At 69.8% G+C, this 24,575-nt stretch carries 23 protein-coding genes; 13 read left to right on the top strand and 10 right to left on the bottom strand.

Annotated features, from left to right (window positions below; genetic code table 11):
• Positions 1 to 8: 8 nt before the first annotated feature.
• On the top strand, positions 9 to 1,358 hold the full coding sequence (locus tag ACIQ7M_RS09235; RefSeq protein WP_403641625.1) for an FHA domain-containing protein: 1,350 nt from the start codon (positions 9 to 11) through the stop codon (positions 1,356 to 1,358).
• Between the two features lie 48 nt (positions 1,359 to 1,406).
• On the opposite strand, the gene ACIQ7M_RS09230 is transcribed toward ACIQ7M_RS09235, so the two are convergent.
• Entirely contained in the window at positions 1,407 to 2,402 is a 996-nt protein-coding gene (locus tag ACIQ7M_RS09230) for a methyltransferase domain-containing protein (protein ID WP_355763101.1), read from the bottom strand.
• A gap of 158 nt (positions 2,403 to 2,560) precedes the next feature.
• Between ACIQ7M_RS09230 and ACIQ7M_RS09225 the strand changes: the two genes are divergently transcribed.
• Positions 2,561 to 2,965, top strand: a complete 405-nt coding sequence (locus ACIQ7M_RS09225) for a globin (RefSeq protein WP_355763104.1) — start codon at positions 2,561 to 2,563, stop codon at positions 2,963 to 2,965.
• Between the two features lie 58 nt (positions 2,966 to 3,023).
• Here the strand turns inward: ACIQ7M_RS09225 and ACIQ7M_RS09220 are convergent, their stop codons facing one another.
• From ACIQ7M_RS09220 to ettA, 3 genes are read right to left on the bottom strand one after another with little or no spacing between them, the layout of a single operon-like run.
• On the bottom strand, positions 3,024 to 3,767 hold the full coding sequence (locus ACIQ7M_RS09220; protein ID WP_403641621.1) for a hypothetical protein: 744 nt from the start codon (positions 3,765 to 3,767) through the stop codon (positions 3,024 to 3,026).
• Entirely contained in the window at positions 3,764 to 4,174 is a 411-nt protein-coding gene (locus ACIQ7M_RS09215) for a thioesterase family protein (protein WP_355763110.1), read from the bottom strand. The genes ACIQ7M_RS09220 and ACIQ7M_RS09215 overlap by 4 nt, the downstream gene beginning before the upstream one ends.
• Positions 4,175 to 4,176: 2 nt before the next feature.
• Positions 4,177 to 5,841, bottom strand: a complete 1,665-nt coding sequence (ettA, locus tag ACIQ7M_RS09210; protein WP_389838702.1) for an energy-dependent translational throttle protein EttA — start codon at positions 5,839 to 5,841, stop codon at positions 4,177 to 4,179.
• A 432-nt stretch (positions 5,842 to 6,273) separates the two neighbouring features.
• Here ettA and ACIQ7M_RS09205 point away from each other — a divergent pair, with 432 nt between their 5' ends.
• Both ACIQ7M_RS09205 and ACIQ7M_RS09200 read left to right on the top strand, forming a co-directional pair.
• Positions 6,274 to 6,531, top strand: a complete 258-nt coding sequence (locus ACIQ7M_RS09205; RefSeq protein ID WP_403641618.1) for a hypothetical protein — start codon at positions 6,274 to 6,276, stop codon at positions 6,529 to 6,531.
• Positions 6,532 to 6,798: 267 nt separating this feature from the next.
• Entirely contained in the window at positions 6,799 to 7,593 is a 795-nt protein-coding gene (locus ACIQ7M_RS09200; protein WP_403641615.1) for a DUF1883 domain-containing protein, read from the top strand.
• 553 nt (positions 7,594 to 8,146) lie between these two features.
• Here the strand turns inward: ACIQ7M_RS09200 and ACIQ7M_RS09195 are convergent.
• The 5 genes from ACIQ7M_RS09195 to ACIQ7M_RS09175 form a co-directional block, all read right to left on the bottom strand.
• Positions 8,147 to 8,677, bottom strand: coding sequence for a hypothetical protein (locus tag ACIQ7M_RS09195; protein WP_403641612.1), 531 nt, complete (start codon positions 8,675 to 8,677; stop codon positions 8,147 to 8,149).
• Positions 8,678 to 8,856: 179 nt separating this feature from the next.
• Positions 8,857 to 13,119, bottom strand: a complete 4,263-nt coding sequence (locus ACIQ7M_RS09190) for a tetratricopeptide repeat protein (RefSeq protein ID WP_403641609.1) — start codon at positions 13,117 to 13,119, stop codon at positions 8,857 to 8,859.
• Positions 13,120 to 13,666: 547 nt separating this feature from the next.
• The gene (locus ACIQ7M_RS09185) at positions 13,667 to 14,050 is read right to left on the bottom strand and encodes a hypothetical protein (protein WP_403641606.1); all 384 of its coding nucleotides are present in this window, start codon (positions 14,048 to 14,050) and stop codon (positions 13,667 to 13,669) included.
• Positions 14,044 to 14,472 carry an ATP-binding protein gene (locus ACIQ7M_RS09180; RefSeq protein WP_403641603.1) on the bottom strand — a complete coding sequence of 143 codons (429 nt, stop codon included), beginning with the start codon at positions 14,470 to 14,472 and terminating at the stop codon, positions 14,044 to 14,046. The genes ACIQ7M_RS09185 and ACIQ7M_RS09180 overlap by 7 nt, the downstream gene beginning before the upstream one ends.
• Positions 14,473 to 14,518: 46 nt before the next feature.
• The gene (locus ACIQ7M_RS09175) at positions 14,519 to 14,926 is read right to left on the bottom strand and encodes an NUDIX hydrolase (RefSeq protein ID WP_129813871.1); all 408 of its coding nucleotides are present in this window, start codon (positions 14,924 to 14,926) and stop codon (positions 14,519 to 14,521) included.
• A 107-nt stretch (positions 14,927 to 15,033) separates the two neighbouring features.
• Here ACIQ7M_RS09175 and ACIQ7M_RS09170 point away from each other — a divergent pair, with 107 nt between their 5' ends.
• The 7 genes from ACIQ7M_RS09170 to ACIQ7M_RS09140 all read left to right on the top strand — a co-directional run bounded on the left by ACIQ7M_RS09170 (position 15,034) and on the right by ACIQ7M_RS09140 (position 20,308).
• Complete coding sequence (locus tag ACIQ7M_RS09170) at positions 15,034 to 15,819, top strand: GntR family transcriptional regulator (RefSeq protein ID WP_151472681.1); 786 nt, start codon at positions 15,034 to 15,036, stop codon at positions 15,817 to 15,819.
• Positions 15,820 to 15,974: 155 nt separating this feature from the next.
• Complete coding sequence (locus tag ACIQ7M_RS09165) at positions 15,975 to 16,331, top strand: hypothetical protein (RefSeq protein WP_403641599.1); 357 nt, start codon at positions 15,975 to 15,977, stop codon at positions 16,329 to 16,331.
• A complete protein-coding gene (locus ACIQ7M_RS09160; RefSeq protein ID WP_403641596.1) occupies positions 16,331 to 17,707 on the top strand; it encodes an FtsK/SpoIIIE domain-containing protein in 1,377 nt (458 codons plus the stop codon). Before ACIQ7M_RS09165 ends, ACIQ7M_RS09160 begins: the two co-directional genes overlap by 1 nt.
• An 83-nt stretch (positions 17,708 to 17,790) precedes the next feature.
• Positions 17,791 to 18,411 (top strand): DUF2637 domain-containing protein, encoded by a 621-nt coding sequence (locus ACIQ7M_RS09155; RefSeq protein WP_403641593.1) that lies wholly within the window; start codon positions 17,791 to 17,793, stop codon positions 18,409 to 18,411.
• Positions 18,412 to 18,677: 266 nt separating this feature from the next.
• A complete protein-coding gene (locus tag ACIQ7M_RS09150; RefSeq protein ID WP_389284958.1) occupies positions 18,678 to 18,869 on the top strand; it encodes a mobile element transfer protein in 192 nt (63 codons plus the stop codon).
• A gap of 14 nt (positions 18,870 to 18,883) precedes the next feature.
• A complete protein-coding gene (locus ACIQ7M_RS09145) occupies positions 18,884 to 19,078 on the top strand; it encodes a hypothetical protein (RefSeq protein WP_403641589.1) in 195 nt (64 codons plus the stop codon).
• Positions 19,079 to 19,084: 6 nt separating this feature from the next.
• On the top strand, positions 19,085 to 20,308 hold the full coding sequence (locus tag ACIQ7M_RS09140; protein ID WP_403642213.1) for a tyrosine-type recombinase/integrase: 1,224 nt from the start codon (positions 19,085 to 19,087) through the stop codon (positions 20,306 to 20,308).
• A 301-nt stretch (positions 20,309 to 20,609) separates the two neighbouring features.
• On the opposite strand, the gene ACIQ7M_RS09135 is transcribed toward ACIQ7M_RS09140, so the two are convergent.
• Positions 20,610 to 21,224 (bottom strand): hypothetical protein, encoded by a 615-nt coding sequence (locus ACIQ7M_RS09135; RefSeq protein ID WP_403641586.1) that lies wholly within the window; start codon positions 21,222 to 21,224, stop codon positions 20,610 to 20,612.
• 342 nt (positions 21,225 to 21,566) lie between these two features.
• Here ACIQ7M_RS09135 and ACIQ7M_RS09130 point away from each other — a divergent pair, with 342 nt between their 5' ends.
• Both ACIQ7M_RS09130 and ACIQ7M_RS09125 read left to right on the top strand, forming a co-directional pair.
• Complete coding sequence (locus tag ACIQ7M_RS09130; RefSeq protein ID WP_403641583.1) at positions 21,567 to 22,499, top strand: hypothetical protein; 933 nt, start codon at positions 21,567 to 21,569, stop codon at positions 22,497 to 22,499.
• Between the two features lie 531 nt (positions 22,500 to 23,030).
• A partial coding sequence (locus ACIQ7M_RS09125) for an Ig-like domain repeat protein (protein WP_403641580.1) occupies positions 23,031 to 24,575 on the top strand: 1,545 nt, incomplete at its 3' end.

Raw genomic sequence — 24,575 nt, 5'->3', positions numbered from 1 at the left:
GGACCGACATGCCGACATGCCCGAACGGACACCAGTCGAATTCCGACGATTGGTGCGAGGTCTGCGGTCACCGCATGGCCGGTGTTCCCCCGCTCCCTCCCCCGCCGCCCGGCGGCGGTTACAGCTACCCGGCGCCCGGTTCGCCGCCGCCCGCGCCCGGCGGCCGTTCCGGTGTGCCGGACCCGGGGGCCGAGCTCTGCCCGCAGTGCCGCACGCCCCGTGAGGGCGCGGCGCCGTTCTGCGAGGAGTGCCGGTGGAACTTCCTCACGAACACGGCGACCTCGTACACACCGGCGGCACCGCGTCCGCCGGCCGGCGCGACGGGCGGCCCCGGCGTTCCGGGCATTCCCGGCGGTCCCGGCGCGCAGTCGCCGTACGGCGGTCCCGGTGGTCCTGGTGGTCCCGGCGGCCAGAATCCGGGGCAGCGTTTCCCGCAGCCCGGGCAGGGACAGCCGGGCGGTCCGGGTCCCGGTGGCCCCGGTCACGACCCGTTCGAGTACCAGAGCTCGCGGCCCTCACAGATGAACCGGCCCGCCGAACCGATCCCGCCGGGCCCGGGTGCCCAGCCGTACGGCGGCCCCCAGGGCTTCGGCGACCAGGGCTTCGGCGACCCGTCGCGGCAGGCGGCGCCGTCCGCGCCCGGCGGTCCCGGCGCCCCGCAGCAGGCCTACACCCAGCAGCCCTCCCCGCCGCCCTACACCCAGGGCGGACCGCCGCGACAGGGCGGCCCGCAGCAGGGCGGCCAGGCTTTCGGCGGCGTTGACGACGACTGGGTGATCCCCCCGCCGTCGTCCGGCGCGCCCGGTGGCCACGGCGGCCCCGGCGGCCCGAGCGCTCAGGGCGGCCCGGCCCAGGAGGCCGGCTACGGCTACCCGCAGCCCGGCGCCACCCAGGCCCCGCCCGGTCCCGGCTACCAGCAGCAGCCGCCGCCTCAGCAGCAGCAACAACAGTCGCTGTCCTGGAGCGCGACCATCGCGCCGGACCGCGAGTACTTCATGGCGATGATGCAGCGCTCCGGACCCGAGGCGGCGGGCCTGAACCTGCCCGCGTACTCGCCGGAGCTCCAGCGTCCGCTCCTCGGCAACCAGATCACCATCGGCCGCCGCCGGCACTCCACCGGCGAGTCCCCGGACATCGACCTGTCGGTGCCGCCGGAGGACCCGGGCGTCTCGCACCAGCACGCGGTCCTGGTCCAGCAGCCGGACAGCACCTGGGCGGTCGTCGACCAGAACTCGACGAACGGGACCACGGTCAACGGCGGCGAGGAGCCCATCCAGCCGTTCGTGCCGGTGCCGCTCCAGGACGGCGACCGGGTGCACGTGGGCGCCTGGACGACGATCACGATCCGCCGGGGCTGAGCTCCGCCACGGGACGCGCTCGGCGGTCCGGAGCGGCCCGGAGGGTACTCAGGGCAGCGGCCAGGTGTACGGCCCCTCGGGGTCGTCCAGCCAGGCCCAGGCGCCGTCCGCGCCGACCGTGACCCCGTACCGCTCGCGCTGCGGCTGTCCCTCGCGCTCCCACAGCGCGTAGGCGTCGTGCGGGTCCAGGCGGCCCGCCGTCAGGGCGAGCAGGAAACGGAACAGATCGTGACCGCGGGCCCGGCGCGGCACCCCGACGACCCTGGCGGGCTCCTGCTCCGGTCCGGGCCTGGTGGCACCGCGCAGCGGCACGAAGAAGGCGGACGTGTGCAGGAAGCGTCCCTCGGCGTGACCGGAGTCCCGCACCTCCAGCGTGATCAGGCCGGTGGCCAGCGGCGCCAGGACGCGGGCTCCGGGGCGTGACTGGACCAGCCAGGAGCGCGGGATCGTGGTCAGCGTGCAGGTGGCGATGATCCGGTCGAAGGGAGCGCGCCCGGGTACCCCGCGTGCTCCGTCCCCGGTGACGACGGTCGGGTGGTACCCGGCGACGGCCAGATGCCGCCGCGCCGCCTCCGTGATCTCCACGTCGAGGTCGACCGTGGTGACCAGACCGTCGCCGAGACGGTACGCGAGCAGCGCCGCGTTGTAGCCGGTTCCGGCGCCGATCTCCAGGACGGCGTCCCCGTCCCGTACCTCCAGTTCGGCCAGCATCTTCGCCATCAGCGACGGCTGGCTGCTGGAGGAGACCAGTTCCCCGTCGCGTACCCGGGTGGCCAGCGGGGCGTCCGCGTACGCGCCGCGCAGCCAGCGGTCCCGGACCCGCGGATCCGGGTCCTCGCCCCACAGGCGCTCGTAGCCGCCGATCACGCCGAGGTAGTAGTACGGCACGAACAGATGGCGCGGTACGGCCTCGAAGGCCGCACGCCAGACGGGATCGCCCTCCCAGGCACCGCTCCGCTCGATCTCGCGCACCAGGGACGCCCGCGCCGAGGCGGCGAGGTCATCGGGGCCGGGGCCGGATTCTTCGAGAGCGTGCGCGCCCATACCTCCACTGTGCTGCCGAACGGCCCGCGAGGCGAGCGCCGCACCGGACGCCCCCGAGCCCCTCCCCCACTCCCGTCCCGACCCCTCACCGCACCCTCCGGAACGGGAGTGGTCCTAAGCCCGGAGTCCTCGGTCGCCCCGTCTGAGAACATGGGGGCGTGAAAGAGATTCGGCGCGGCACGCTTCAGGAGCAGACCTTCTACGAGCAGGTCGGCGGCGAGGAGACCTTCCGACGCCTCGTGCACCGCTTCTACGAGGGTGTCGCCGGGGATCCGCTGCTGAAGCCCATGTATCCCGAGGAGGACCTGGGCCCGGCCGAGGAGCGCCTCACGCTGTTCCTGATCCAGTACTGGGGCGGCCCGACGACGTACAGCGACAACCGCGGCCACCCCCGGCTGCGGATGCGGCACGCCCCGTTCAAGGTCGACCAGGCGGCGCACGACGCGTGGCTGAAGCACATGCGGGTGGCCGTCGACGAGCTCGGCCTCTCCGAGGAGCACACGCACACGCTGTGGAACTACCTGGCGTACGCGGCCGCGTCGATGGTGAACACGGCGGGCTGACCGCCGGCCCGCGGGGGCGGATGCGCGAGGTCGGAAGGCGGGGGCCGGGAAGCGGGGGTCAGTTGACGCTGACGCCCAGCGAGCCGAGTCCCGCCCGGCGGACGGCGACCGACCCGAAGGGTGTCCGCAGGCGCAGCCAAGGACCGGACGAGTACAGCGCCAACGGGTTGTCGCCCGGCGGGAGCTGTCCCCCGGCCCGCCCCTCCGCGGAGACGGACGTGTCCACCGCGACGGGCGCGACCGGCGCGGGCCGCAGGAATCCCAGGGCCTGCGCGGCGTGCGCGGCCCGCACGGGAAGCCCGGTGTCGCCGATCGGCCGGGACCATATCTCCCGCCCGACCCGGTCGAGTTCGGCCCGGGTCCGCAGCTCGGGAGCCAACTCCTCGGTGCGCGACCGGAATTCGGCCACCGCCTCGGCGACCTTCGCCCGCACGGCGTCCGGTCCCGGCAGACCCGGTTCCACCCGCCAGCCGCCGCGCGGCGGCAGGACCCCGGCCCACGGGGGCCCGGTGACGGCGGCCGGGACACCGACGGTGGCCGCCGACTCCTCGACGGACTCCAGGAGTTCACCGGCGGAGACGGTCACGTCCAGGGTGACGTCGAGCCCGTGCTCGTACGGCTTGGCGAGCCGTGCCGTACGGATGGCGAGGACCTCGAACGACGGCGGCCGTCCGAAGACCGCGAGCGTGGTGCCGTGCGCCTGAAGGCGCACGGCGGCCGCGCGGTCGTAGTGGACGAGCCGGGAGAGGAAGGCGGCGAGATCCGCCGCCTCCCCCGCGTCGGCGAGGTGCAGGACCGTCATGCCGCGACGGCCTCGTCCTCGTCGTCGCGGTACGACTCCAGGAAGTCGCGCTCCTCGGCGGTGATCCGGCGAGGGCGCTGCCGCTCGAAGTCGAACGGCACGATCACCGTCGAGGCGGTGACGTAGACCTGGTCGGGGTCCTTGACCTCGTACGTGATCGTGAAGGACGCCGCCCGGATCTGCGTCACCCAGAGCTCGATGTCCACCGGCGCGTGCCGGTGGACGAGCTGCCGCTTGTAGTCGATCTCGTGGCGCGCCACCACGGACCCCTGCTTGAAATCCTTCTCCGGGCGGAACAGGAAGTCGATACGGGCCTCCTCCAGGTAGCGGAGGAACACCACGTTGTTGACGTGACCGTAGGCGTCCATGTCCGCCCAGCGCAGCGGGCAGTGGTAGATGTGCCGCAAGATCAGCCCCGGGTCAGCTTCTTGTAGGTGGCGCGGTGCGGGCGCGCGGCGTCGGCGCCGAGTCGCTCGATCTTGTTCTTCTCGTACGACTCGAAGTTGCCCTCGAACCAGTACCACTTCGACTCACCCTCGTACGCGAGGATGTGCGTCGCGACCCGGTCCAGGAACCAGCGGTCGTGGGAGATGACCACGGCCGCGCCGGGGAACTCCAGGAGCGCGTTCTCGAGCGACGACAGGGTCTCCACGTCGAGGTCGTTGGTGGGCTCGTCGAGGAGCAGCAGGTTGCCGCCCTCCTTGAGGGTCAGCGCCAGGTTCAGCCGGTTGCGCTCACCGCCGGAGAGGACACCCGCGGGCTTCTGCTGGTCCGGGCCCTTGAAGCCGAAGGCGGACACGTAGGCACGCGACGGCATCTCGACCTGGCCGACGTTGATGTAGTCGAGCTCGTCGGAGACGACCGCCCACAGCGTCTTCTTGGGGTCGATGTTGGCGCGGCTCTGGTCGACGTAGCTGATCTTGACCGTCTCGCCGACCTTGATCGCGCCGGTGTCCGGCGTCTCCAGGCCCTGGATCATCTTGAACAGCGTGGTCTTGCCCGCGCCGTTCGGGCCGATGACGCCCACGATGCCGTTGCGCGGCAGGGTGAAGGACAGGTCGTCGATGAGGACCTTGTCGCCGAACGCCTTGGAGAGGTTCTGGACCTCGACGACGATGGAGCCCAGTCGCGGGCCCGGCGGGATCTGGATCTCCTCGAAGTCCAGCTTCCGCATCTTGTCGGCCTCGGCCGCCATCTCCTCGTAACGGGCGAGGCGGGCCTTGGACTTGGTCTGACGGCCCTTGGCGTTGGACCGGACCCACTCCAGCTCTTCCTTGAGCCGCTTGGCGCGCTTCTCGTCCTTGCGGCCCTCGACCTTGAGGCGGGAGGCCTTCTTGTCGAGGTACGTGGAGTAGTTGCCCTCGTAGGGGATCGCGCGGCCGCGGTCCAGTTCGAGGATCCACTCGGCGACGTTGTTCAGGAAGTACCGGTCGTGCGTGACGGCGACGACGGCGCCCGCGTACTTCTGGAGGTGCTGCTCCAGCCAGTTCACCGACTCGGCGTCGAGGTGGTTGGTGGGCTCGTCGAGGAGGAGCAGGTCCGGAGCCTCGATCAGCAGCTTGCAGAGCGCCACGCGGCGCTTCTCGCCACCGGAGAGGTTGGTGACCGGCCAGTCGCCGGGCGGGCAGCCCAGCGCGTCCATGGCCTGCTCGAGCTGCGCGTCGAGGTCCCAGGCGTTGGAGTGGTCCAGGTCGTCCTGGAGCTTCCCCATCTCCTCCATGAGCGCGTCCGAGTAGTCGGTCGCCATCAGCTCGGCGACCTCGTTGAAGCGGTTGAGCTTGCTCATCTGCTCGGCGGCACCGTCCTGGACGTTCTCCAGCACCGTCTTGGACTCGTCCAGCTGCGGCTCCTGCATGAGGATGCCGACGCTGAAGCCGGGCGACAGGAACGCGTCGCCGTTGGAGGGCTGCTCGATGCCCGCCATGATCTTGAGAACGGTGGACTTACCGGCACCGTTGGGACCGACCACACCGATCTTGGCGCCAGGCAGGAAGCTCAAGGTGACGTCGTCGAGGATCACCTTGTCGCCGTGCGCCTTGCGCGTCTTGCGCATGGTGTAAATGAACTCAGCCAAGAGAAACCGTCCGGACGCTTGAAATCGGCAGTGGGCAGATACACCCCATCTTGCCTGACGGCTAGCCCCTGGGGGAAACCCGTTCGGCGGGGGGCCTGTGACCTGGGGTTCTGCTGTTGGCGTCTGTAGATCGCCTGTCACTGTCGGTCGCCATCGGTCGGCCTCGGCGCCCCTCGGACGGCCCAGAGACGGCCCAGCCCTGAGGCACCCGCTGACGGCGACACCTTCGACCCGCCCCGTCTGAACCTCAGCCGACGACAGTCAGCCACGACGGCGGGCGCGCCGACGGACCACGCACGCGTGGCCTCGCTGCACCCCCACTGGCCTCAGCCACGCCATCGGCGCCGTCGACCAGAGCAAGCCGCGACGGCCGGCCCGCTACGACAGGGCCCTCGGCGTGTTACGGCCAAGGAGCTCGCATACCTTCACGTCATGGACTTCAACATCACCGCGGGAGAAGAAGCCGTCGTGTTCCACGTGGCGAGCCTCGTCCAGGATGGCCCCTCCCCCACCGATGACGACCTGGCGAAGGAGCTGGGTGAAGAGATTCGCCCAGTGCTGCAATCGCTCCTGGACAAGGGTTGGCTTGTGGTCGACGAGGAGCACGAGTTGGCCTTGTCCACGATCGCGCGGCATGTCGTATCCAGCCGCAGGGACGCCGAGGGGCCACAGGCGTCCCAATCGATCTGAGCTGTCCAAACCGCTGAGCCATCAGCTTGGGAAGCTGCGGGCACTTGGGCCGGATCGCGCTCTGACCTGGACGAAACGGGTGGGTCGTTGGCCCGACGGCCCCGGCTGCCTTCACCGTGATTCCCCGCCGTTCACCGCCGTGTCTGGTGCGCTTGTGGTGCGATCGGCCGGCGTGCCATGAAGGGTCAACTTCCCTGCTTCCCCCCGACTGTCAGTGGTGCTCCTTACCCTGAGACGGACATGCAGTACGGAGGCTCTGGAGACCCCGTGGAACACCTCTACACGGACCTTGGCAACCTCAAGAAGGGTTCCACGGTCAGCGTTACATTGCGCAATCAGGCCAACATTCAGGTAATGACACGCAGCCAGTACAACAACTACAAGGCAGGCCGGAGATACCGGTACCTAGGTGGCCGTGCCACTCAGACTCCGTTCCAAGTGACCATCCCTAGCAACGATCATTGGGTAGTTGCCGTCGACCTCGGAGGCTACGCCGGGCGGATCGCTGCATCGGTCACCGTCCAACCCCCGCCCAGGGGCTTCCTGCCCCCGGCGCGTGAAACACAGAGCAATCCGGCCAGAGCCGTCGCAGTTCACGAACCGGAGGAACCCGACGGCGACGCGCTGGGAGGGCAGACCTGGGATGTCTTCATCTCGCACGCCTCCGAGGACAAAGTTGCCGTTGCTCGTCCACTCCGGGATGCGCTGACTCGGCTTGGCGTGACCGTCTGGCTCGATGAGGCGCAGATGCGGATCGGGCAGAGTCTTCGCCGCAAGATCGACGAGGGAATCAGGGCCAGTCGGTATGGAGTCGTCGTCCTGTCGGAATCCTTCTTCGCTAAGGGCTGGACGAACCACGAACTTGATGGGCTAGTGACCCGCGACGTTGCCGGAGAGCAGTCTCTCCTGCCGATCTGGCACAACCTGAGTGCCGAGGGCGTCAGACGGTACAGCCCCTCCCTCGCTGACAAGGTGGCAGTGAGTACCACGGTCTTCTCCATCGATGAGATCGCGGAGCAGATCGCAGACGTGGTGCAGGGCGGGGCGGGCGCCGCTGAGTGACCACGCCCCCGTGTCGCTGTAGAAGGGGAGCGGTGCCCACAGATCCAGATGGTCCGGCCTAGCTTGCGCCTTGAGCTTGGGAAGCTCGGTTTTCTTGGCGGCGGTTGCTGGGCTGACCTGAGGTGGGGTGGGTTGGAGCCCTGATCGCACCTGTGGCCAGTCCCCACTGTTCCCCGTGGTTCCCCGCAGGATCTGGCACGTGAACGGCACGGCCCTTTCGCCTCCGACGTTCCTTGGCGGAGCTAGGGCTTGGAGTCTCTGAGCTTCGGCTGACGACAGTCGGCCACGATGGCGGGTGCGCCGACCGACGACCCGCGCGTGTGTCTGGCGTGCCCCACTGGCCTCAGCCGCGCTGCCTTGGCGGTGACCAGAGCGGGCTGGGCCAGTGGAGGCGTGGCGGTCCCATCGAGCAGGCCGCCGGCCAACTCTGCTCTTCCGACTGGTCAACCGCGGCTGCGGTGCTGCCGCGAACCGCTCTTGTGCGGCATGCCCTTCATTGCGAAAGGGTGCAGCGGTCTCGTCGAAGCAGCGAGAGCGGTATTGCGGCGATGGGTCAGTTGTCGGTGGGCACGGCTTGCAGGAGGTTGGGGACGCCGCAGGCGGTGGCGAGGAGGTCGGCGTAGGCGGTGAGGATGCTGCGGGTGTCGGTGAGGGCTGCGCGCAGTTCATCGGTGTGGGGCCAGAGTTGTTCGTGGTCGCGGCGTGAGCGGTCGGCGGGGCGCCGGTGTTCCCAGTCCTCCAGTGCCGGGTGCCAGCGGGCGAGGAGGGGGCGGATGCCGAAGTTGAGCATGGCGACGGCGAGGTAGCCGAAGTTGTACTGCCCGTTGCGTTTGGGCTCGGCCACGTCGGGGCCGTGGTGGCGCAGGACGTCGCGGGTCGTGGCGAACAGGGAGTACAGGCTGCTGAGTGCTTCCCGCAGGAGGCCCTCGTCGGAGCGCAGGGGGACGACGGAGATCCGGGTGACCAGTTCTACGTAGACTTCCCAGGCTGCGCGGCGTTCGGCGTCGTTGGGTTCCCAGGTGCCGGAGATCTCCAGCACGTGCAGGTTCAGTTTCACATCCACGCTCTTGGGTGCACGCACCATGACTGTTCCCCTTCGGCTGCCGACGGTTTGTCCTGTCCTCGGTTTCCTTGCCTCACGTTACTGGGATGGATCACATCGCGGGATGTGGAGGACTACGGGGTGCTGTGACGGCATGGCCGATGCAGGGGTGTCGAGTCGGAGGGATCCGTGGATTCTCCAGTGGTGTGCCGCACTGCGTCCTATGTCGCGTCTGTACTGGTGGGCTCGTCTGGGGCGGCTGCCCGGTCATGTGGCGTTGCTTCGTCCTGGGGTTGCGTGACGTCCATGATTGATCCTGCTGCTTCGTCCGGCAGCAGTTCGTCGAGGAGAGAGCGGAAGGCGTCGTCGCCAAGGAGAGCCCTCTGCCGGCCGAGCCAGTAGAGGCTTGTGCCAGGCGGCCTTCCGGTCTCCAGTTCAAGCGCCAGGGCCTGCAGGGTGTACGGCACGCCGTCGGCGGGGCGTTGCTGCTCGGTACGGAGCATGCCCAACTGACCGTAGCTGGTGGCGATGCCGGCGCGGTCGCCGAGCTCCTCAGCGATGGTGAGGGAGGCCCGGTAGCGTTCCTCGGCCTGCGCGTAGTCCCCCCGCGTCTGCGCGATCATGCCGAGCTGGTGGTAGCTGGAGGCGATGCCGGCGCGGTCGCGGATCTCCTCCAGGATGGTGAGGGAGGCGCGGTAGCGTTCCTCGGCCTGCTGATAGTCCCCCCGCAGCTGCGCGATGATGCCGAGCTGGTGGTAGCTGGAGGCGATGCTGGCGCGGTCGCCGAGCTCCTCCTTGATGGTGAGGGCGGCGCGGTAGCGTTCCTCGGCCTGCGCGTAGTCCCCCCGCTCCTGCGCGATCATGCCGAGCTGGTGGTAGCTGGAGGCGATGCCGGCGCGGTCGCCGAGTTCCTCCCGGATGGTGAGGGCGGCGCGGTAGCGTTCCTTGGCCTGCGCGTAGTCCCCCCGCAGCTGCGCGATCCTGCCGAGCTGGTGGTAGCTGGCGGCGATGCCGGCGCGGTCGCCGAGTTCCTCCAGGATGGTGAGGGAGGCGCGGTAGCGTTCCTCGGCCTGCTGATAGTCCCCCCGCACCTCGGCGATCATGCCGAGCTGGTGGGTGTGAGCGGCGGCTGGGCGGGAGCGGGCCGGGAGCCAGGTGAGGGTCTCTTCGATCAGGCGTTGTTCCCAGTCCCACGCGCCCCAGGTATGCAGTTGCTGGCACACCTGCTGGGTGACGGTGGCGGCTTGGTCGAGGTCGCCCGTCTGGTGGTGGTGATGGCGTGCCTCGATGAGTTGGGTGATGTCGTCGGTGCGTGGCTGGGGCCAGAGGTTGACACGCCACTGCCAGTAGGCGGCGGCCCGCTGGTGGGCGGCTAGGAGGGTGTCGGGGTGGGCGCGCCTGCGGAGGGCGTCGGCGGTCCAGTGATGCACGGTCAGACCGCTGGGTGGGCTGCCCTGCTCGTCCTGGGGTGCGGGGGCCGGTGAGAGCAGCCCGAGGTCCAGCAGCCGCTTCAACGCCTTTTCGGCCTGGGCGTCCAGGACGACCGGCGGCTGCCGCAACTCCTCTGAGACAGCTGCGTATTCGATGATCGTCTCGGGCGGTAGACCTTCGCCGTTGTCCGGCCCTACTCCGGCCGCGCGGGCTTCCGCGATCTGGGCGTTCACCGCTTGGATGCGCTGGCGGAGGGCGGGGTCGGGTTCGGGAGGTGTGGTGAGATCCGACAGCTGCCAGGCGGCCCCGGTGGCATCGACCGGGGTGCGGTAGACGGCCATCCCGTCCAGCAGCTGCCGCGCTCCTGGCACGCCGTCGAGCTGGCCGAGCAGGGTGTCGAGGAGGACGTCGTCGACCGCGAGGGTGACGGTCTCGGCCAGCGCCGTGTCCAGATCACCCTCGACACCTGCCATCCAGCGCTCCGGATCGGCGACCCCGCGGGCCTCCAGTGCGGTTTCCATACGGTCTGCGATGTCGGGGAAGCGTGCCTGGCCGCCGCGCAGCAGCGCGTCGAGGTATTCCAACGCTCTCGGGTGACCTCCGACATCGGCGTAAGCGCGCCGCTGGTCGGTCGGGGTGAGGGCGTCCAAGCCGGGCAGCCGCCAGATGAGTTTGCGGGTCTCCGCCAGCGACAGCGGCCCCAGATGGTGAGCGGTGAGCCGCTTGTGTGTGCGTCGGGGGAGACGGAAGGGGTGGCGGCTGGTGACCAGCAGTCGGGCGTCAGGGCTTGCACCAACCCATGCGGCCAGTAGCTCGGCAAGGTCCCCGTCGGCGAGTTCCCATCCCTCGCCCGACGGCGCGGGGGCCAGGAGATCCTCAGCATTGTCCACAATCATCAAGGCTGGCAGGCGGCGCAGCGCGATCCGGCGAACCAGCTCCCACCGGTCCCGCCATGGCATGCGGGCGTCCGCCAAGGCCACGGTGACCCGCCGCAACGGGTCCGTCTCTGGCAGATCCTCGTCCAGACAGTGGGCGTTCAGAGACTGCCGCAGGGTTTCCAGCACGGCGTCGACGGTCCGGGTCGTAGCAGCCGCGATTGGCACGACCAGCCGGCCCGAGGTGCCGTAGTGATGCAGCAGTTCGGCGGCCAGGGTGGACTTACCGACCCCGCCGATCCCGTGCACCAAAACCCCAGCCTGCTTCGGGTCCCGCAGCACGGCCAGCAGCCGGCGCAGCTCCGCGCGGCGGCCGACGAACTCGCCGACCTTGCGCACCACCATGCCCTCCTCCAGCACTGCCTCCGGCACGACCGCCACCCGCTCGTCACAGTGGTTTCGGTCGAACAGAGGCAGTGGGGGGCCTGCCAAGAACAGGGCCGGGGTGGCCCACTCCGGCCACCCGGCCCGCGGATCCCGCTCCTTCAGCAGCTTGCGGCGCCGCTGTTCCAGAGTGCGGCGGGCATTGGAGAGCGCGGTCAGCGGGTTGGGATGCTCCGCCCGCTCCAGCGTCTGGTACATGTCCGCGGCCAGTTCGGTGGCGTAGCGGTCGGTGACGGCCTCGGTCATTGCCAGCACCGCCGGCACCCCCCGCTCCAGCAACGCACGCGCCAGCCCCGCCCGGATCCTGCCCTCCGCATCGGCATCAGCCGTGTCGTCGGGGCCCGCGCCGCCCGCATTTGGGGCGCCCTCGTCCTCGGCCGGGGGCCGCTCCCGTGCTGCCTGCGTGTCATGGGGCGCACAGGTACGGGCGGTGGAGCAGCCAGCCAGCACCACCAGCGGGACGCCCCGGTCGGCGGGCAGTGCCCCCATGAATCGTTGCGCGTCGACCTCGTCGGCGTGCCCCTGTTCGTCCTCGAGGACCAGCACCCCGGGGGCGGCGTGGCAGGAAAGGTGCAGGATGTGGAAACGCTCCTGCTCCAGGGCCGCACGGATCTCGGCCAGGCTGCCCCAGTTCAGCACCCGCACATACGCGCCCTGCCCGGAGCGCGCCGGGGAGACCGCGTCCAGGATCCGGCCCAGTTCTCGCTCGTAGTCGAGGAGTTCGCCTCCGCCGGATTCAGGGCTAGCCACCACCGCCAGGATCCGCAACGGCCCCGGCACCTGTACCGCCACCGGCTCGCTGTCCCGTCCCACGGTGCGGTACAACTCCACCTGCTCCGACAGCACCAGCGGACCCGCCGTCCCGGGAACGGCGAGGCTCTCCCACGGCAGATCCACCCACCTGGGATCATCCACCGCCAGCCCGATCTGCAACAACGCGTTCCGCGCCCGGGCCAGCTCTTCCTGCCCGGCCAGTCCGTGCGCCGTATCGCCGTGAACGAACCGCTTTCCCAGCGCCTCTCCCACAGCAACCAATGCCCCCGCCAGCTCTGCGGGAGCGGCCTCCACCTCCGGCACCGCTGGCCGCCGCAAGATCATCCCGCCCGCCGCCCGCGCGCGGGCCCGTTGCAGCCCCCACAGCTTCTGTTCAAGATCATGGTCAACGCCCTGCGGCGCACAGGACGTTTCATCGTTCGCCGTGGAGAACACCACCGATTCCGCGCCGATCCGTAACTCCACGTGCGTGGGCCCGTCCGGCCGGTAGGCCGTGGGCGGCACCACCAACGGCCCGCCCCGCTCCGGACGCTGCCCCGATGACAGCCCCCGAACCGCCCGCTCCAGCCTATTGACCAGCTCTTCGTACTGCTGGGGGGATGCCACATGACGGAAGTCGACGTACAGCCGTGAGGCGATGAACGGCGGCAGCGCCACCTCTCCCAGCAGGACCGGAATCAGGCGCTGTCCCCGCTCCACCGCAGCCGTCACGGCAGCCGCGAACTCCTCACCGCACCAGCCCGAATCCACCCAGTGCCGGCTGACGACCGCCACCACAGCCCCGGCCTTCGCCAGTCCGTCCTGCAAGCGAGACGCCACCAGGCCGCCCCCAGCGACCTCCCACTGATCCAGCCACACATCAAGACCCAGCCGATGCAGATTCTCCGCCAACACTCTGGCCCACGGCTCGTCCTCATGTGCATAGGACACGAACACGTCGAACCGCCCGGCACCCGTCACACCGCACCCCCCGAACGGGGCACTCCCGCAGCACCTGAGCGCCCCCGCAACTGTTCTTCACGCCGACCACACCGTAGGGCAACCCACAGGACCCCACGCCGGTAATGGCCTGGTTCCCTCATACCCACCGACACCCGGTGATAAGATCCGCAACCCTGCCCATCTGCCTGAACGGAACGCAACGACCCGCCAGGCAGGTCACACGAGGTCGGTGCAGCGGCTTTGGGGTGGCGCTGCTTTGGCGCGAGTGATCATGGCCCCGTAAGCTTCCGGCGCGTCGGGCAGTCTGTGGACCTGCCCGGTAAAGCACGACGTTGGGGCCATGATCTTCGAGGCTCGCGCCAAAGTGGCTCCGTAAAGCCGCGGAACCGACCGCCCCAGCCACGATGCACCCTTCCTCCGGCCTTGGCGGCTGATCACCAACGGCGCGGCACGGGCGCCGGCCGGGCTGGAGCGGGGCGGAGACAGGAGCGCAGGCCCGGCCGGGGGCCGTGCCGCACGCGGGGAGCGGAGCGAGCCGCCTTGAACCAGTAGAGAAAGTTGTAACTCAGTAGGTCTGCTGGGGCTTGAAGTCGTATGCGCAGGGTGGGAGTTCAATGCCCTGTCGGTGGGCGAGTGGCACGAAGAGGACTGGGCGGATCGTCCAGGTGATGCGTGTGCCGGCGTGGGTCACTGAGACTGTGCAGGGCTCCATGCGCGCGAGGGCTCTCCGGGTCCGGATGCGTCCCTCGTACAGCCAGGCCCATGCTTCGTCCGATGCGTCGGCGTCGAGTGCCGGGGAGATGGTGCGGAGAGCGACCGCTACCCATCGGTCAGCCTGTGGTGCCGTATAGGCGTCGAAGGATGCCCGGAGCTCTGGCGGTTCGCCTCCGGTGAGTTCTTCGGTCCAGCACTCGCACCAGTAGCCGCGCCGCGGCTTGTCCGTCAGCACGGGTGGCCTCCCCTGCGGCCCCCGGTGAAGAGTTCCGCGGTGACCGTGTGGCCGCCGTCGCTGTCGTGGACGACGACGCGGTGTGCGATCACGCTGACCATGCCCAGCCCCCGGCCGTGCTCGGCCTCCTGGTCCTGGTGCTCGACGGCCGGAGCCGATCCCGCGCCTCCGTCGTCCGTGACCGACAGTGCGATCACCTGCGGGGAGACCGCGAGCGCGAGATGGAAGCTGCCCGACTCCTTGCCGCTGGCCGTGTGGAGGATCGCGTTCGCGCTCAGCTCGCTCACGATCAGCTCCGCGTCCTCGGCTAAGGGCGAGTCGCGCAGGATGTCGCGGGTCCAGCGGCGGGCCCGGCTCACCTCTTCCGGAAAACCTGGGCAAGTGAGTCCCCAGACCCGCGCAGTGCTCGTATACTCGTGCATACAAGTTCCTTCGTGCTGGTAGGCCGCCATGTGCAGCGGGTTCGGGCTAGACGAGTTTCACGCCGTCGTGGGCGCGGATGGCTGGCGGGGATGCCGCGTCGAGTGCGTCCAGGACGCGGATCGCGTACGCCTCGTCGGCGAGGTCGGTGACTTCTTCGCGGGTGGCCCAACGCAGTGCGCGGGTCTCGTCCCCGGTGGTGGGCGAGCCGTCGGCGGCTTCGCAGCGGAAGACCAGCGAGACGATCAGGCCCGTCATGTTCTTGTAGACGCCGGTGAGGGTCGCGGGAAGCGTGATCTTGATGCCGGTTTCTTCGAGGACTTCGCGCTGAAGCGCCTCGGGGAGGGTTTCCTCCCGCTCGACGACGCCACCCGGGGGTTCCCACTGGCCGTTGTCGCGCCGCTGGATCAAGAGGGCCCGGCCCTGGTCGTCGACGATGACTCCGGCAACGCTCACGGAGTGCGGACGGTCAGTGCTCACGTTCCTCGGCCCTCTCGGCTGGCTAGGCTCTCCACCGTAGCAACAACACTCGCCCACTCGTCTAGATACCTAAAGGAGTACTCGTGACCTCACTTCCGTCCCTGCTCGGCGATCTGGACCCCACGAGCGATCGTGCGGTGTTCCGGCAGATCGCTGACCAGCTGCGCGAGGCCATCGACCGTGGGCGATTCAAGGAGGGCGAAAAGCTCCCCTCGGAGGCCGAACTCGTCGAGCACTACGGCGTCTCCCGGATGACCGTCCGCAACTCCTTCTCCATTCTCCAGGGCGAGGGCCTGGTCGCTGCCGAGCACGGCAAGGGCGTCTTCGTCCGGCCGCGTCCGCCCGTGCGCCGGCTGGCCTCGGACCGGTTCGCCCGGCGTCACCGTGAGCAGGGGAAGTCGGCGTTCATCGTCGAGGCGGACGCCGCGGGCAGTCACCCGCAGGTGGACAGTCTTGAGGTCAAGGAGGAGAAGGCCAGCCAGGACATCTCCACCCGGCTCGGGTCCGTACGGCGCGTGCTCGCCCGGCGCCGCCGGTACCTGCTCGATGGCCGGCCGGTCGAGTTCGCCACCTCGTATCTGCCGCTCGACATCGCGCGCGGTACGCAGATCGCCGAACCCAACCCGGGCCCCGGCGGCATCTACGCCCGTCTTGAGGAGCTGGGCCATCACCTCGACCACTTCGAGGAGGAGATCCGCGCCCGGATGCCCTCGCCCGCCGAGGTCAAGACGCTTCGACTCGCCTCCGGCGTACCGGTGATCCACCTCATCCGCACCGCCTTCGACACGGAGAAGCGGGCCGTGGAGGTCTGCGACACCGTCATGGCGGCGGACGCGTACGTCCTCAACTACCAGCTTCCGGCGACCTGATCGGCGGTGCGCGAGGCCTCTTTTCGGACTCGTACACCCCAACAGCCCTACTCGTATAGACGAGTGGGCAAGTTGTGTGGCACTGTGGTTGGCGTTCCCGAAGTCATCGGGTTCGAAGACTGCATCTTGTCTAGACGAGTAGATAGGAAGAAACCTTGCGCACCATCCGTGTGGAGACCTCGGCCGCGACGATCCTTCTGACCGAGGCGCCCGAGCCCAAGGTCCGTGACCGTCAGACCGGCGAGATCGCGAAGGACGCCGTCAGTGGCGAGGCCCTGATGACGATCGGCGTCGTCTACATCGAGGAAGGGGAGTCGTCCCTGATCAAGGTCACCGTCCCGGAGAGCGGAGTGTCCGAAGGGCTCGCGCTCGGGGCGCCGGTCTCGCTGCCGGGACTGGTGGCCCGTCCGTGGGAGAGCGTGTTCAACGGTCAGCAGCGGCACGGCATCGCCTACCGCTCCGCCGCCGTCACTCCGGCCGCGTTCCCGGCCGCCATGGGGGCCACGGCCTGATGACCGACCTGACAACGCTCCTGGAGGTGGGTGGTCCTGTCGCCGCACTCGGCGGCGGGGCTGCCTACGCCCGGGCCAAGCACCCGGGCGTCTACTGGTCCACGGTCGGCCTGCCGTTATCCACGGCACGGCTGCTCGGCTCGTACGGCTCGGTCATGGAAGCGTGCGGGCTGACCGTGGCTCCGTCCCGGCTGCGGGCCTTGGCGGTCAAGGCCACCACCCGCCGTGAGGTTCGGCCGGTACCGCCCCGCCGGGGCATCATCCGCCCCACGTCGACCGGATTACGCATCCGGCTTCGGCTCGCACCGGGGCAGGAGCCGGCCGACGTGGCCGCATCGGCCGAACGGCTGCGGCACGCCTGGGGAGTTCACGCCGTGTACGTCAGCACGGTCAAGCCCGGCGTGGTCGAACTGCGGCTTGTCGGCTTCGACGTTCTGCGGCGCGTGCGGATGCCTCGCAAGCTCGCGTCCGGGCTTCTCAAAGTGCCCGTGGCCCTGCGCGAGGACGCCACCCCGTTCGTACGCGACTACCGTGCCATCCCTCACCAACTCACCCTCGGCGCAACGCTCTCCGGCAAGTCCATGTACCTGCGCCACCTCGTCGCCGGACTCGCCCCTCAGCCCGTCGCCCTGGTCGGTATCGACTGCAAGCGCGGTGTGGAGCTCTCGCCCTTCGCCGCACGGCTCTCCGCTCTCGCCACCGACCCCGAGCAGGCGGCCGAACTGCTGCCCGTGCTCATCGAGGAAATGGAGGACCGGTACGAACTGATCAAGACCCGCCAGGGGATCGCCCCGGGGACACCCGACGAGGAGATCACCTCGGACGTCTGGGGGCTCCCCGAGGACGAACGCCCCGTCCCCATCGTGCTGTTCGTCGACGAGGTGGCCGAACTCTTCCTCGTCGCCACCCGCAAGGACGAGGAACGGCGCGACGAGATGGTCACCCAGCTCATCCGCCTCGCCCAGCTCGGCCGCGCCGCCGGTATCTACCTGGAGGTCTGCGGCCAGCGCTTCGGCGCCGAACTCGGCAAGGGAGCGACCATGCTCCGGGCCCAGTTGACCGGCCGCGTCTGCCACCGCGTCAACGACGAAGCCTCCGCCAAAATGGCCCTCGGCGACATCGCCCCCGAAGCGGGCTCCGCCGCCTGCGCCATCGCACCCGAACGGCCCGGCCTCGCCGTCGCGGGCGACTCCTCCGGCGGCTGGTCCCGCATTCGCACGCCTTACCTCTCCCTCGGCGACGCCGCCGAGATCTGCCGCGAGTCGGCGCACATGGTCCCTGACCTGCCCGCGCTCAAGCCCTTCCGGCCCGACGTGCCCGTACCGCCCCTCGAGATTCCGGCCCCGGTCGTACAGCCTCGACCCGTGGCCGACTGAACCCTCCTTCTCCCTCGGCCGGTGTGACCGTCTCGCGCCACTTCCCTACCCCTGCCATGCCTGAATCCGGAAGGAACCGCAGCATGCGCGCCCAACTGGCCCGTATCGACGCGGTCCTCGTCCAAGCGGTCATCGCCGCCGCGCTGTCCTTCGCCCACCTGCACGACGTCGCCTCGGCGGCCGGTCAGGACGGGTGGAAGGCCTGGGCATATCCCGTCTCGGTCGACCTGCTGCTCGTCGCCGCGTGGCGACGGCTGCGGACCGGTGACGCGAAAGCCGCCGGGTGGTGCTGGTTCGTCATCGCCCTCGTCGCCTCCCTCGGCGCCAACGTGGCCACCGCGGGACTCCTCGACCTGGACCGGGTGCCGGCCTGGCTCCGCATTCTCGTCGCGGGCTGGCCCGCGGTCGCCTTCCTCGGCGGCACACTGCTCGCCCACTCGACTCCAGCGCCGCACGAGGAGACCGAGGACGCCGAGGACCAGGAGGACGCGCCCGGAGTCGTACCGGAGCTCCCTGCACTACCGGCGCCCGAACCGACCCCGGCTCCTCCCGCCGTATCCGTCCCGGCCGCCCTGGTCGAGCACGCCCGAAAGGTCGCCGCCGAACACCAGACGCGGACCGGAGCCGCCATCGACACCCCGACCCTCCGCGCCCGACTCGGCGTCCCAGCCCCCATGGCCGACGCCATCGCTGCTCAGCTCTGACGGCGGACTCCGCCGGGAGGCCCTACGGCTTCCGCAACACTCGCCGGGTTCCGACCACGGCCGAAATGATCAGTACCTCAAGGCAGCACGTGGTGATCACGGTGGCCCAGGACTCGCCCAACCACCACTTTCCCCCGACGCACGCGAGCCCAAGTACCAACGCGGCCGAACCGAAGGCGGCCAGCTGCCGCGCCCCTTGTGACATGCCGGTCATCTACGCACGCCTGCGCGCCCCAGGCAAGCAAACGAAGGAAAGGAATCCAGCTGTGCCAGCCAACCGCCGCTTCCGCTCCGTCACCCGCATCGGCCCCGTTCAGGTCGGCACGTCGTACGACGGTCGTGGCCGAGAGAAGCACACCGCCGCTTGCACCGCTCCGCGCTGCGGCTTCTCCGCCGACTACGACAGCCGCGCCGCCGCCGAACTGGCCGCCCGTACTCACCGCTGCCCCGTCCGCTGAAAGGACCCACCCCCGTGACCGTCAGCCTGCCGCTCGTCTTCGTCCTCGGGCTCATCGCCTGGGGAGCGATCAAGTTCCTCGGCGTCCGCACCTGGGTCGTCGTCGTGGTCGCACTCTTCGGCTTCCTGCTCTCACAGACCTTCATGGCCCCGGCCATCGACTCCGGCACGCGCTCCGGCGTGGACGTCATAAACGGCTCACACAACTAAGTCGAGATCGGCGCGGATGGCAAGACTCGCAAGACGAAGAGCGACCGGTACGGCCTCGGTCTCCGCTACCGGGCCCGCTACATCGGCCCTGACGGGACCGAGAAGTCCAAGAGCTTCCCGGACAAGCAGAAGCGCTTGGCCGACGCCTGGCTGACCAACATCGAAGCCGACATGGCGCGCGGCCAGTACATCGATCCTCGCGCCGCACGGACGACCTTCCGTGAGTACACGGACCGCTGGATCGCGGCGCTGACGACCGACCTCACGAGCCGGGCCGCGGTCGAGGGGCGGCTCCGTCTTCACGCCCTGCCCCACCTCGGCACTCGGCCGATCGGTTCGTTCCAGCCGGAGCACATCCGGGACTGGAGCCGTCGGCTGGAAGAGTCCGTTACGTCGGCCTCGTACCGGCGCCTGATCTTCGACGCGGTCTCCTCCGTTCTCACCGCGGCCGTGGATGACCGCCTGCTGGCATCGAATCCCTGCCGTGCCCGCTCGGTCAAGGCGCCTCGTCCCGCGCCGTCACGCGTGCACCCCTGGTCGGCCTCGCAGGTCTTCGCCGTACGTGCGGGACTGCCCGGGCGCTACCAGGCCATGACGGACGTCGGCGCGGGGTGCGGACTGCGTCAAGGCGAGATCTTCGGGCTCGCAGTCGACAACCTTGGGGATCTCGGTTGGCTGTACGTGCGGCAGCAGGTGAAGAAGGTCCGCGGCTCCCTCGTCTTCGCTCCCCCGAAGCGGGGCAATCTCCGGGACGTTCCGCTCGATCCCGAGGTGTCCGCGGCGTTGACCGAGCACATGAAGCGCTTCCCGCCGGTCGAGGTGACCTTGCCGTGGATGACGCCCACGGGGCCCAAGGTGACGCATCGGCTCCTCTTCACGAGCAGCGTCGGCACGGCCCTCTGGAGCAATGGCTTCAACGACGAGCGGTGGAAGCCCGCGCTTGCCGCGGCCGGCATCATCCCGGCCCCCGAGAAGGGCCAGCGGTACGCGGCGGCCCGTGAGCACGGAATGCACGCCCTGAGGCACTTCTACGCCTCGGTTCTCTTGGACGCCGGGGAGAACATCAAGGCGCTGAGCCTCTACCTCGGCCACAGTGACCCGGGCTTCACGCTCCGCGTGTACACGCATCTGATGCCGAGCAGCGAGGCCAGGACTCGGAAAGCCATCAGCGCGATGTACCGGGCCGCCGGTCACGCCCATGACGGCCCAGAGACGGCCCAAGCCGCCTGACACGGCCCCTTATCTGCGGGAAAACCGCTGGTGAGGGGCTGTTTCATGCCATCGTTCGGCAAGTAACACCCCATCTTGCCTGACGGCTACCCCTCGGGGGAAACGCGTTCGGTCGGGGGGCTGTGACCTGGCGGTTCACCGACCGCCCTGATAGCCGATCCGTCACCGACGGTCGCCGCCCGTCACCGCCGAGCGGCCTCGGACGACCCGGAGACGACCCGAAACTCTCGGCTCCCCACGCTGTGACGGCCGGCATCGCCGCCGGTCCGGGCGTGCTGCCGTACTTGCTCTCCGGAAGGAGTCAGCTGAGGGCCTGCGGCTCCAGCGAATCCTGGCCTATCGCGATCAGAACCAGGGGGGCGTCCTTCTTCGGCAGCGCCACCTCATGGCTTCCGTCGACCGTGGTCAGCTCGTAGAACGAAAGCCTGCCGTTCAGCGGGACCTTCTTGTCGAGCCGCGTGAGCGTGAACGGACCGTTGAGTACCGTCTCTTGGCCGGTACGGCGCTCCCGCCACATCAGCGGCTGCCCTTGGGCAACGAACAGGCTGCCTATCTTGAGGTGCTGCACCTGTCGGCCCCTGCCGATGTTCAACAGAACTGTTCGGCCGATGGTTCTGCTGAGTGCGGCCACTTCGAAGACTTGGCCCCGGAGCAGGTCGGCGGCGTCCCGTTCGGGAGTACGACGCCTGATGAAGGTCATGGCGAGAAGGACATCGGTGACGTTCTGCGTACCGGCGGCACGCCGGGCAGCTCTTGGAGCGGTCATGGCGATGATCTTGACAGTCAGTACGTGGGCCCGCAAGAACCCGGCGGAGCTCACCACGGGCGATGCACGCAGAGCTTGGGAGGATTCCTCAACGCCCGGCAGGCGGCGCCCGAGACGGCGCGAGGGCGTCTCCGCGTCCCAGGACGGCATCCCAGGCAGTGCTTGTTCGCGCAGGTCAGGGTGGGTGGGACGGTTGCGTCGTTGCGGGCTCGGCGGTGGTGGTTGCGGTGGGTTCTCGGTGTCTTCGAAGCTGTTGGTGTCGCACCGGCCGGGGTGGGTTGAGGCTCCGGTAGCAGCCGGGTGACGACTCCCCCTGTTCCTGCTCGTCCCCGCGGACCGGGCATCCGTCCGCCCGCTCGGGCGGTCAGGCCGTCATGTCCTCGGATCGGACGCGGACGGGTGGTGAGACGTCGGCGGGCGCGTTCGGCGGGAGAGCCGGCGCGGGCCGGGAGCGACCACCTACGGACCACTGATGAAGAAGGAAGACACGACATGACCATGAACACCCACGCACGTCGTCGTCCGGGCCGCCGCGCGGCCTTCGCCGCCGGTCTCGTCCTGGCCGTCGGGCTCGGTGTGGTGACGCAGGCGGCGGCACAGGCCGCCGTCCCCGCCCCCGCCAAGGCATCCGCGAAGGCGTCCGCCGCGCTGCGGTCGGTCAATGGCTTCAACGGTGACGTGGTCACCCAGGTCGCCGACTTCTACGGCGCGTACATCGACGCGAAGGACGACGCGGCGGGCCCGGACACCGCGCTGTCCAAGGCCCTGCGCGCGCACTACCTCACGCCCGCCCTCGCCAAGAAGCTGGCGGCCTGGGAGAAGAAGAACCAGGCCGACGGCGTCCTGCGGGCCCAGAACGTCCCGGCGCAGTGGACGGTGAGCGAGGGGCGCAACGGCCTCGAAGTCGTCGTCACCCTGACCTACGGGGGCGGGGAATCGCCGACTACGACGACAAGGCTCGTCGTGACGCAGGAGCCGACCGGCCACATCACCGACATCCGCACCACGAGCGGCGCCCCCGTCAAGGCATCCGCGAAGGCGGCCGCGGCGGTGCGGTCGATCAGTGGCACGACCGGTGACTCGGTGACCCAGGTCGCCGATTTCTACGGCGCGTACGTCGACGCGAAGGACGCCCCCGCGGGCCCGGACACCGCACTGTCCAAGGCCCTGCGCGCGCACTACCTCACGCCCGCCCTCGCCAAGAAGCTGGCGGCCTGGGAGAAGAAGAACCAGGCCGACGGCGTCCTGCGGGCCCAGAACGTCCCGGTCCAGTGGACGGTGAGCGAGGGGCGCAACAGCCGTGAGGTCGCCGTCACCCTGACCTACGGCGGCGGGGAATCGCCGACGGTCACGACCGACCTCGTCGCGGAGCTGGAGCCGGTGTCGGGAGACGTCAACGACATCCGCACCACGAGCGCCCGCTGACGACGCGGCCGCTCCGCCTGGTCCGCTTCCGGTGCCGCTTCCGGTGCCGCTCCCGGCGTCGGCCGGGGGTGGGACCGGCAGCGCCGACGGACCGCACCTCAGGCCTCATGTCGCGGACTCCACACCGCGCCGTACGCCGCGAACCCAGACCGCGCCGCGCGCCACGGGCCCCACCCCGCGGTGCACGCCGCAGGCCGCCGCGGTGCACGCCGCACGTCCCCGCGCCGCACACCATCGGCTTCGCCCGGACCCCGTCGACGGCGGCCCGGACAAGGCCCGGCTCCCATCGGTTGTGTTGCCGGGCAGGCCGCGTGACCTGTCGCTTCGTCAGGCGCGACGCCCTGGGTCCGAGCCCGCGAGGAACGGACATCCTCGTGGGAGAAGCCCCGGAGTCCCCCCTTCCGGCGCACAACCATTCCGACGGCTCCGTTGTCACACTCATGTCATAGGCATCCGAAGCATGCCGCGCCCGGCGCCTTCCGAGCTCCGGTGACGCGCGGCCTTCCACGGCTCACGGGGGTTTGAACCACCTTGCGCAACCGCAGAATCTCCACTGCGACGGCACTCGCCGTCCTCTTCAGTTCTGTGGCCCTGACGGGCCTCGGGTCCACGGCCGCCCAGGCCGACGGCAACGCCGTCCTGCCCGTCGCCTCCGTCTCCGATGTCGTCGTGGACGGCGTGCACCAGCACGTCTTCGTCAGCGATCAGGCCGGCGGCAAGGTCGTCGCCACCGACTACAGCGGCAACGTCGTCGGAACGTTCGGCTCGCTGCCGGGGGCCAACGGCCTGGAACTCTCGGCCGACTCGCAGACGTTGTACGTGGCCGTCGCGGGCAGCGACGAGATCGCGGCGATCGACACGGCGGGCCTCATCGAGTCCGCGCGCTACTCGACCGGCACCGCCGACGCCCCGGCGACCCTCGCCCGCGCGGGCGGGAAGCTGTGGTTCGGCTACGGCACGGCGTCGAACGGCAACATCGGCTCCCTCGACCTCTCGGGCCCGGATCCCGTCCTCGCCGTGGCCCAGGACAGCGGCCGCCGCTGGTACTACGCGCCCCGACTGGCGTCCAACCCGGCCGCGCCCGGCGTGCTGGCCGCCGCCGAGCCGGGCATCAGCCCCGCCGCCGTGGCGACGTACGACGTCTCCGGCCCGGAAGCGCCGCAGCGCCTGGCCCAGGGCGAGGCCGGCAGCAACCTGCGCGACATCGCGGTGACGCCCGACGGCGGCAAGGTCGTCACGGCCAGCGGCTCGCCCTACAGGCACCAGGTCCTGTCCACCACCGACCTGAAGGAAGTCGGCAGTTACCCGACCGACGCCTATCCGAACGCCGTCGACATCGCCGCGGACGGCACCGTCGCCGCGGGCATCGACGGGTTGTACGACCCTGACGTCTACATTTTCAAGCCCGGCACCACCCAGCCGGTCCGGAAGTACGACTTCGCGGACACCCGTACCGGCACTCTCGTTCCGGACGGCCTGGCCTGGGAGCCGGACAGCGACCACCTCTTCGCGGTCACCGGCAGCGGCAGCACGTACCACCTCAACACGCTGAACGCGCCGACCAAGGCCGCCACCACGGTGACGGTGACCGCGCCCGCCACGGTCGTCCCCGGCAAACCGCTCACCGTCACCGGGAAGATCAGCGGCGGCGACCCGCTCCCGGCCGGAACCCCGCTGACGGTCACCCGCACCGACGCGGACTCGCCGACAGGCAAGACACTCGCCCCCGTGACAACCACCGACGACGGCACGTTCACCTTCACCGACACCCCCACCACCGAAGGCGACGCGAAATACACCGTCTCCTACACGGGCGACACCAGCCACGCCCCGGCCTCCACCACACGAACCGTGACCGTCTCCCGCAGCACCACCACACTGACGGTGACCGCACCTTCCTCGGTCGTCCCCGGCAAACCGCTCACCGCCACGGGGAAGATCACCGGCGGCGACCCGCTCCCCGCCGGAACCCCACTCACCGTCACCCGCACCGACGCGGACTCGCCGACAGGCAAGACACTCGCCCCCGTGACAACCACCGACGACGGCACGTTCACCTTCACCGACACCCCCACC

Source organism: Streptomyces sp. NPDC096324 (assembly GCF_044763015.1).
In the GTDB taxonomy this organism is placed as follows: domain Bacteria; phylum Actinomycetota; class Actinomycetes; order Streptomycetales; family Streptomycetaceae; genus Streptomyces.
This window is presented reverse-complemented; position numbering and strand designations above follow the sequence as displayed.

Bases quoted from the DNA above. Each gene is read 5' to 3' on its own strand.
- ACIQ7M_RS09235 (WP_403641625.1), top strand. From the start codon at position 9: ATGCCGACATGCCCGAACGGACACCAGTCGAATTCCGACGATTGGTGC.
- ACIQ7M_RS09230 (WP_355763101.1), bottom strand. From the start codon at position 2,402: ATGGGCGCGCACGCTCTCGAAGAATCCGGCCCCGGCCCCGATGACCTC.
- ACIQ7M_RS09220 (WP_403641621.1), bottom strand. From the start codon at position 3,767: ATGACGGTCCTGCACCTCGCCGACGCGGGGGAGGCGGCGGATCTCGCC.
- ACIQ7M_RS09205 (WP_403641618.1), top strand. From the start codon at position 6,274: ATGGACTTCAACATCACCGCGGGAGAAGAAGCCGTCGTGTTCCACGTG.
- ACIQ7M_RS09195 (WP_403641612.1), bottom strand. From the start codon at position 8,677: ATGGTGCGTGCACCCAAGAGCGTGGATGTGAAACTGAACCTGCACGTG.
- ACIQ7M_RS09180 (WP_403641603.1), bottom strand. From the start codon at position 14,472: ATGCACGAGTATACGAGCACTGCGCGGGTCTGGGGACTCACTTGCCCA.
- ACIQ7M_RS09160 (WP_403641596.1), top strand. From the start codon at position 16,331: ATGACCGACCTGACAACGCTCCTGGAGGTGGGTGGTCCTGTCGCCGCA.
- ACIQ7M_RS09155 (WP_403641593.1), top strand. From the start codon at position 17,791: ATGCGCGCCCAACTGGCCCGTATCGACGCGGTCCTCGTCCAAGCGGTC.
- ACIQ7M_RS09135 (WP_403641586.1), bottom strand. From the start codon at position 21,224: ATGCCGTCCTGGGACGCGGAGACGCCCTCGCGCCGTCTCGGGCGCCGC.
- ACIQ7M_RS09130 (WP_403641583.1), top strand. From the start codon at position 21,567: ATGACCATGAACACCCACGCACGTCGTCGTCCGGGCCGCCGCGCGGCC.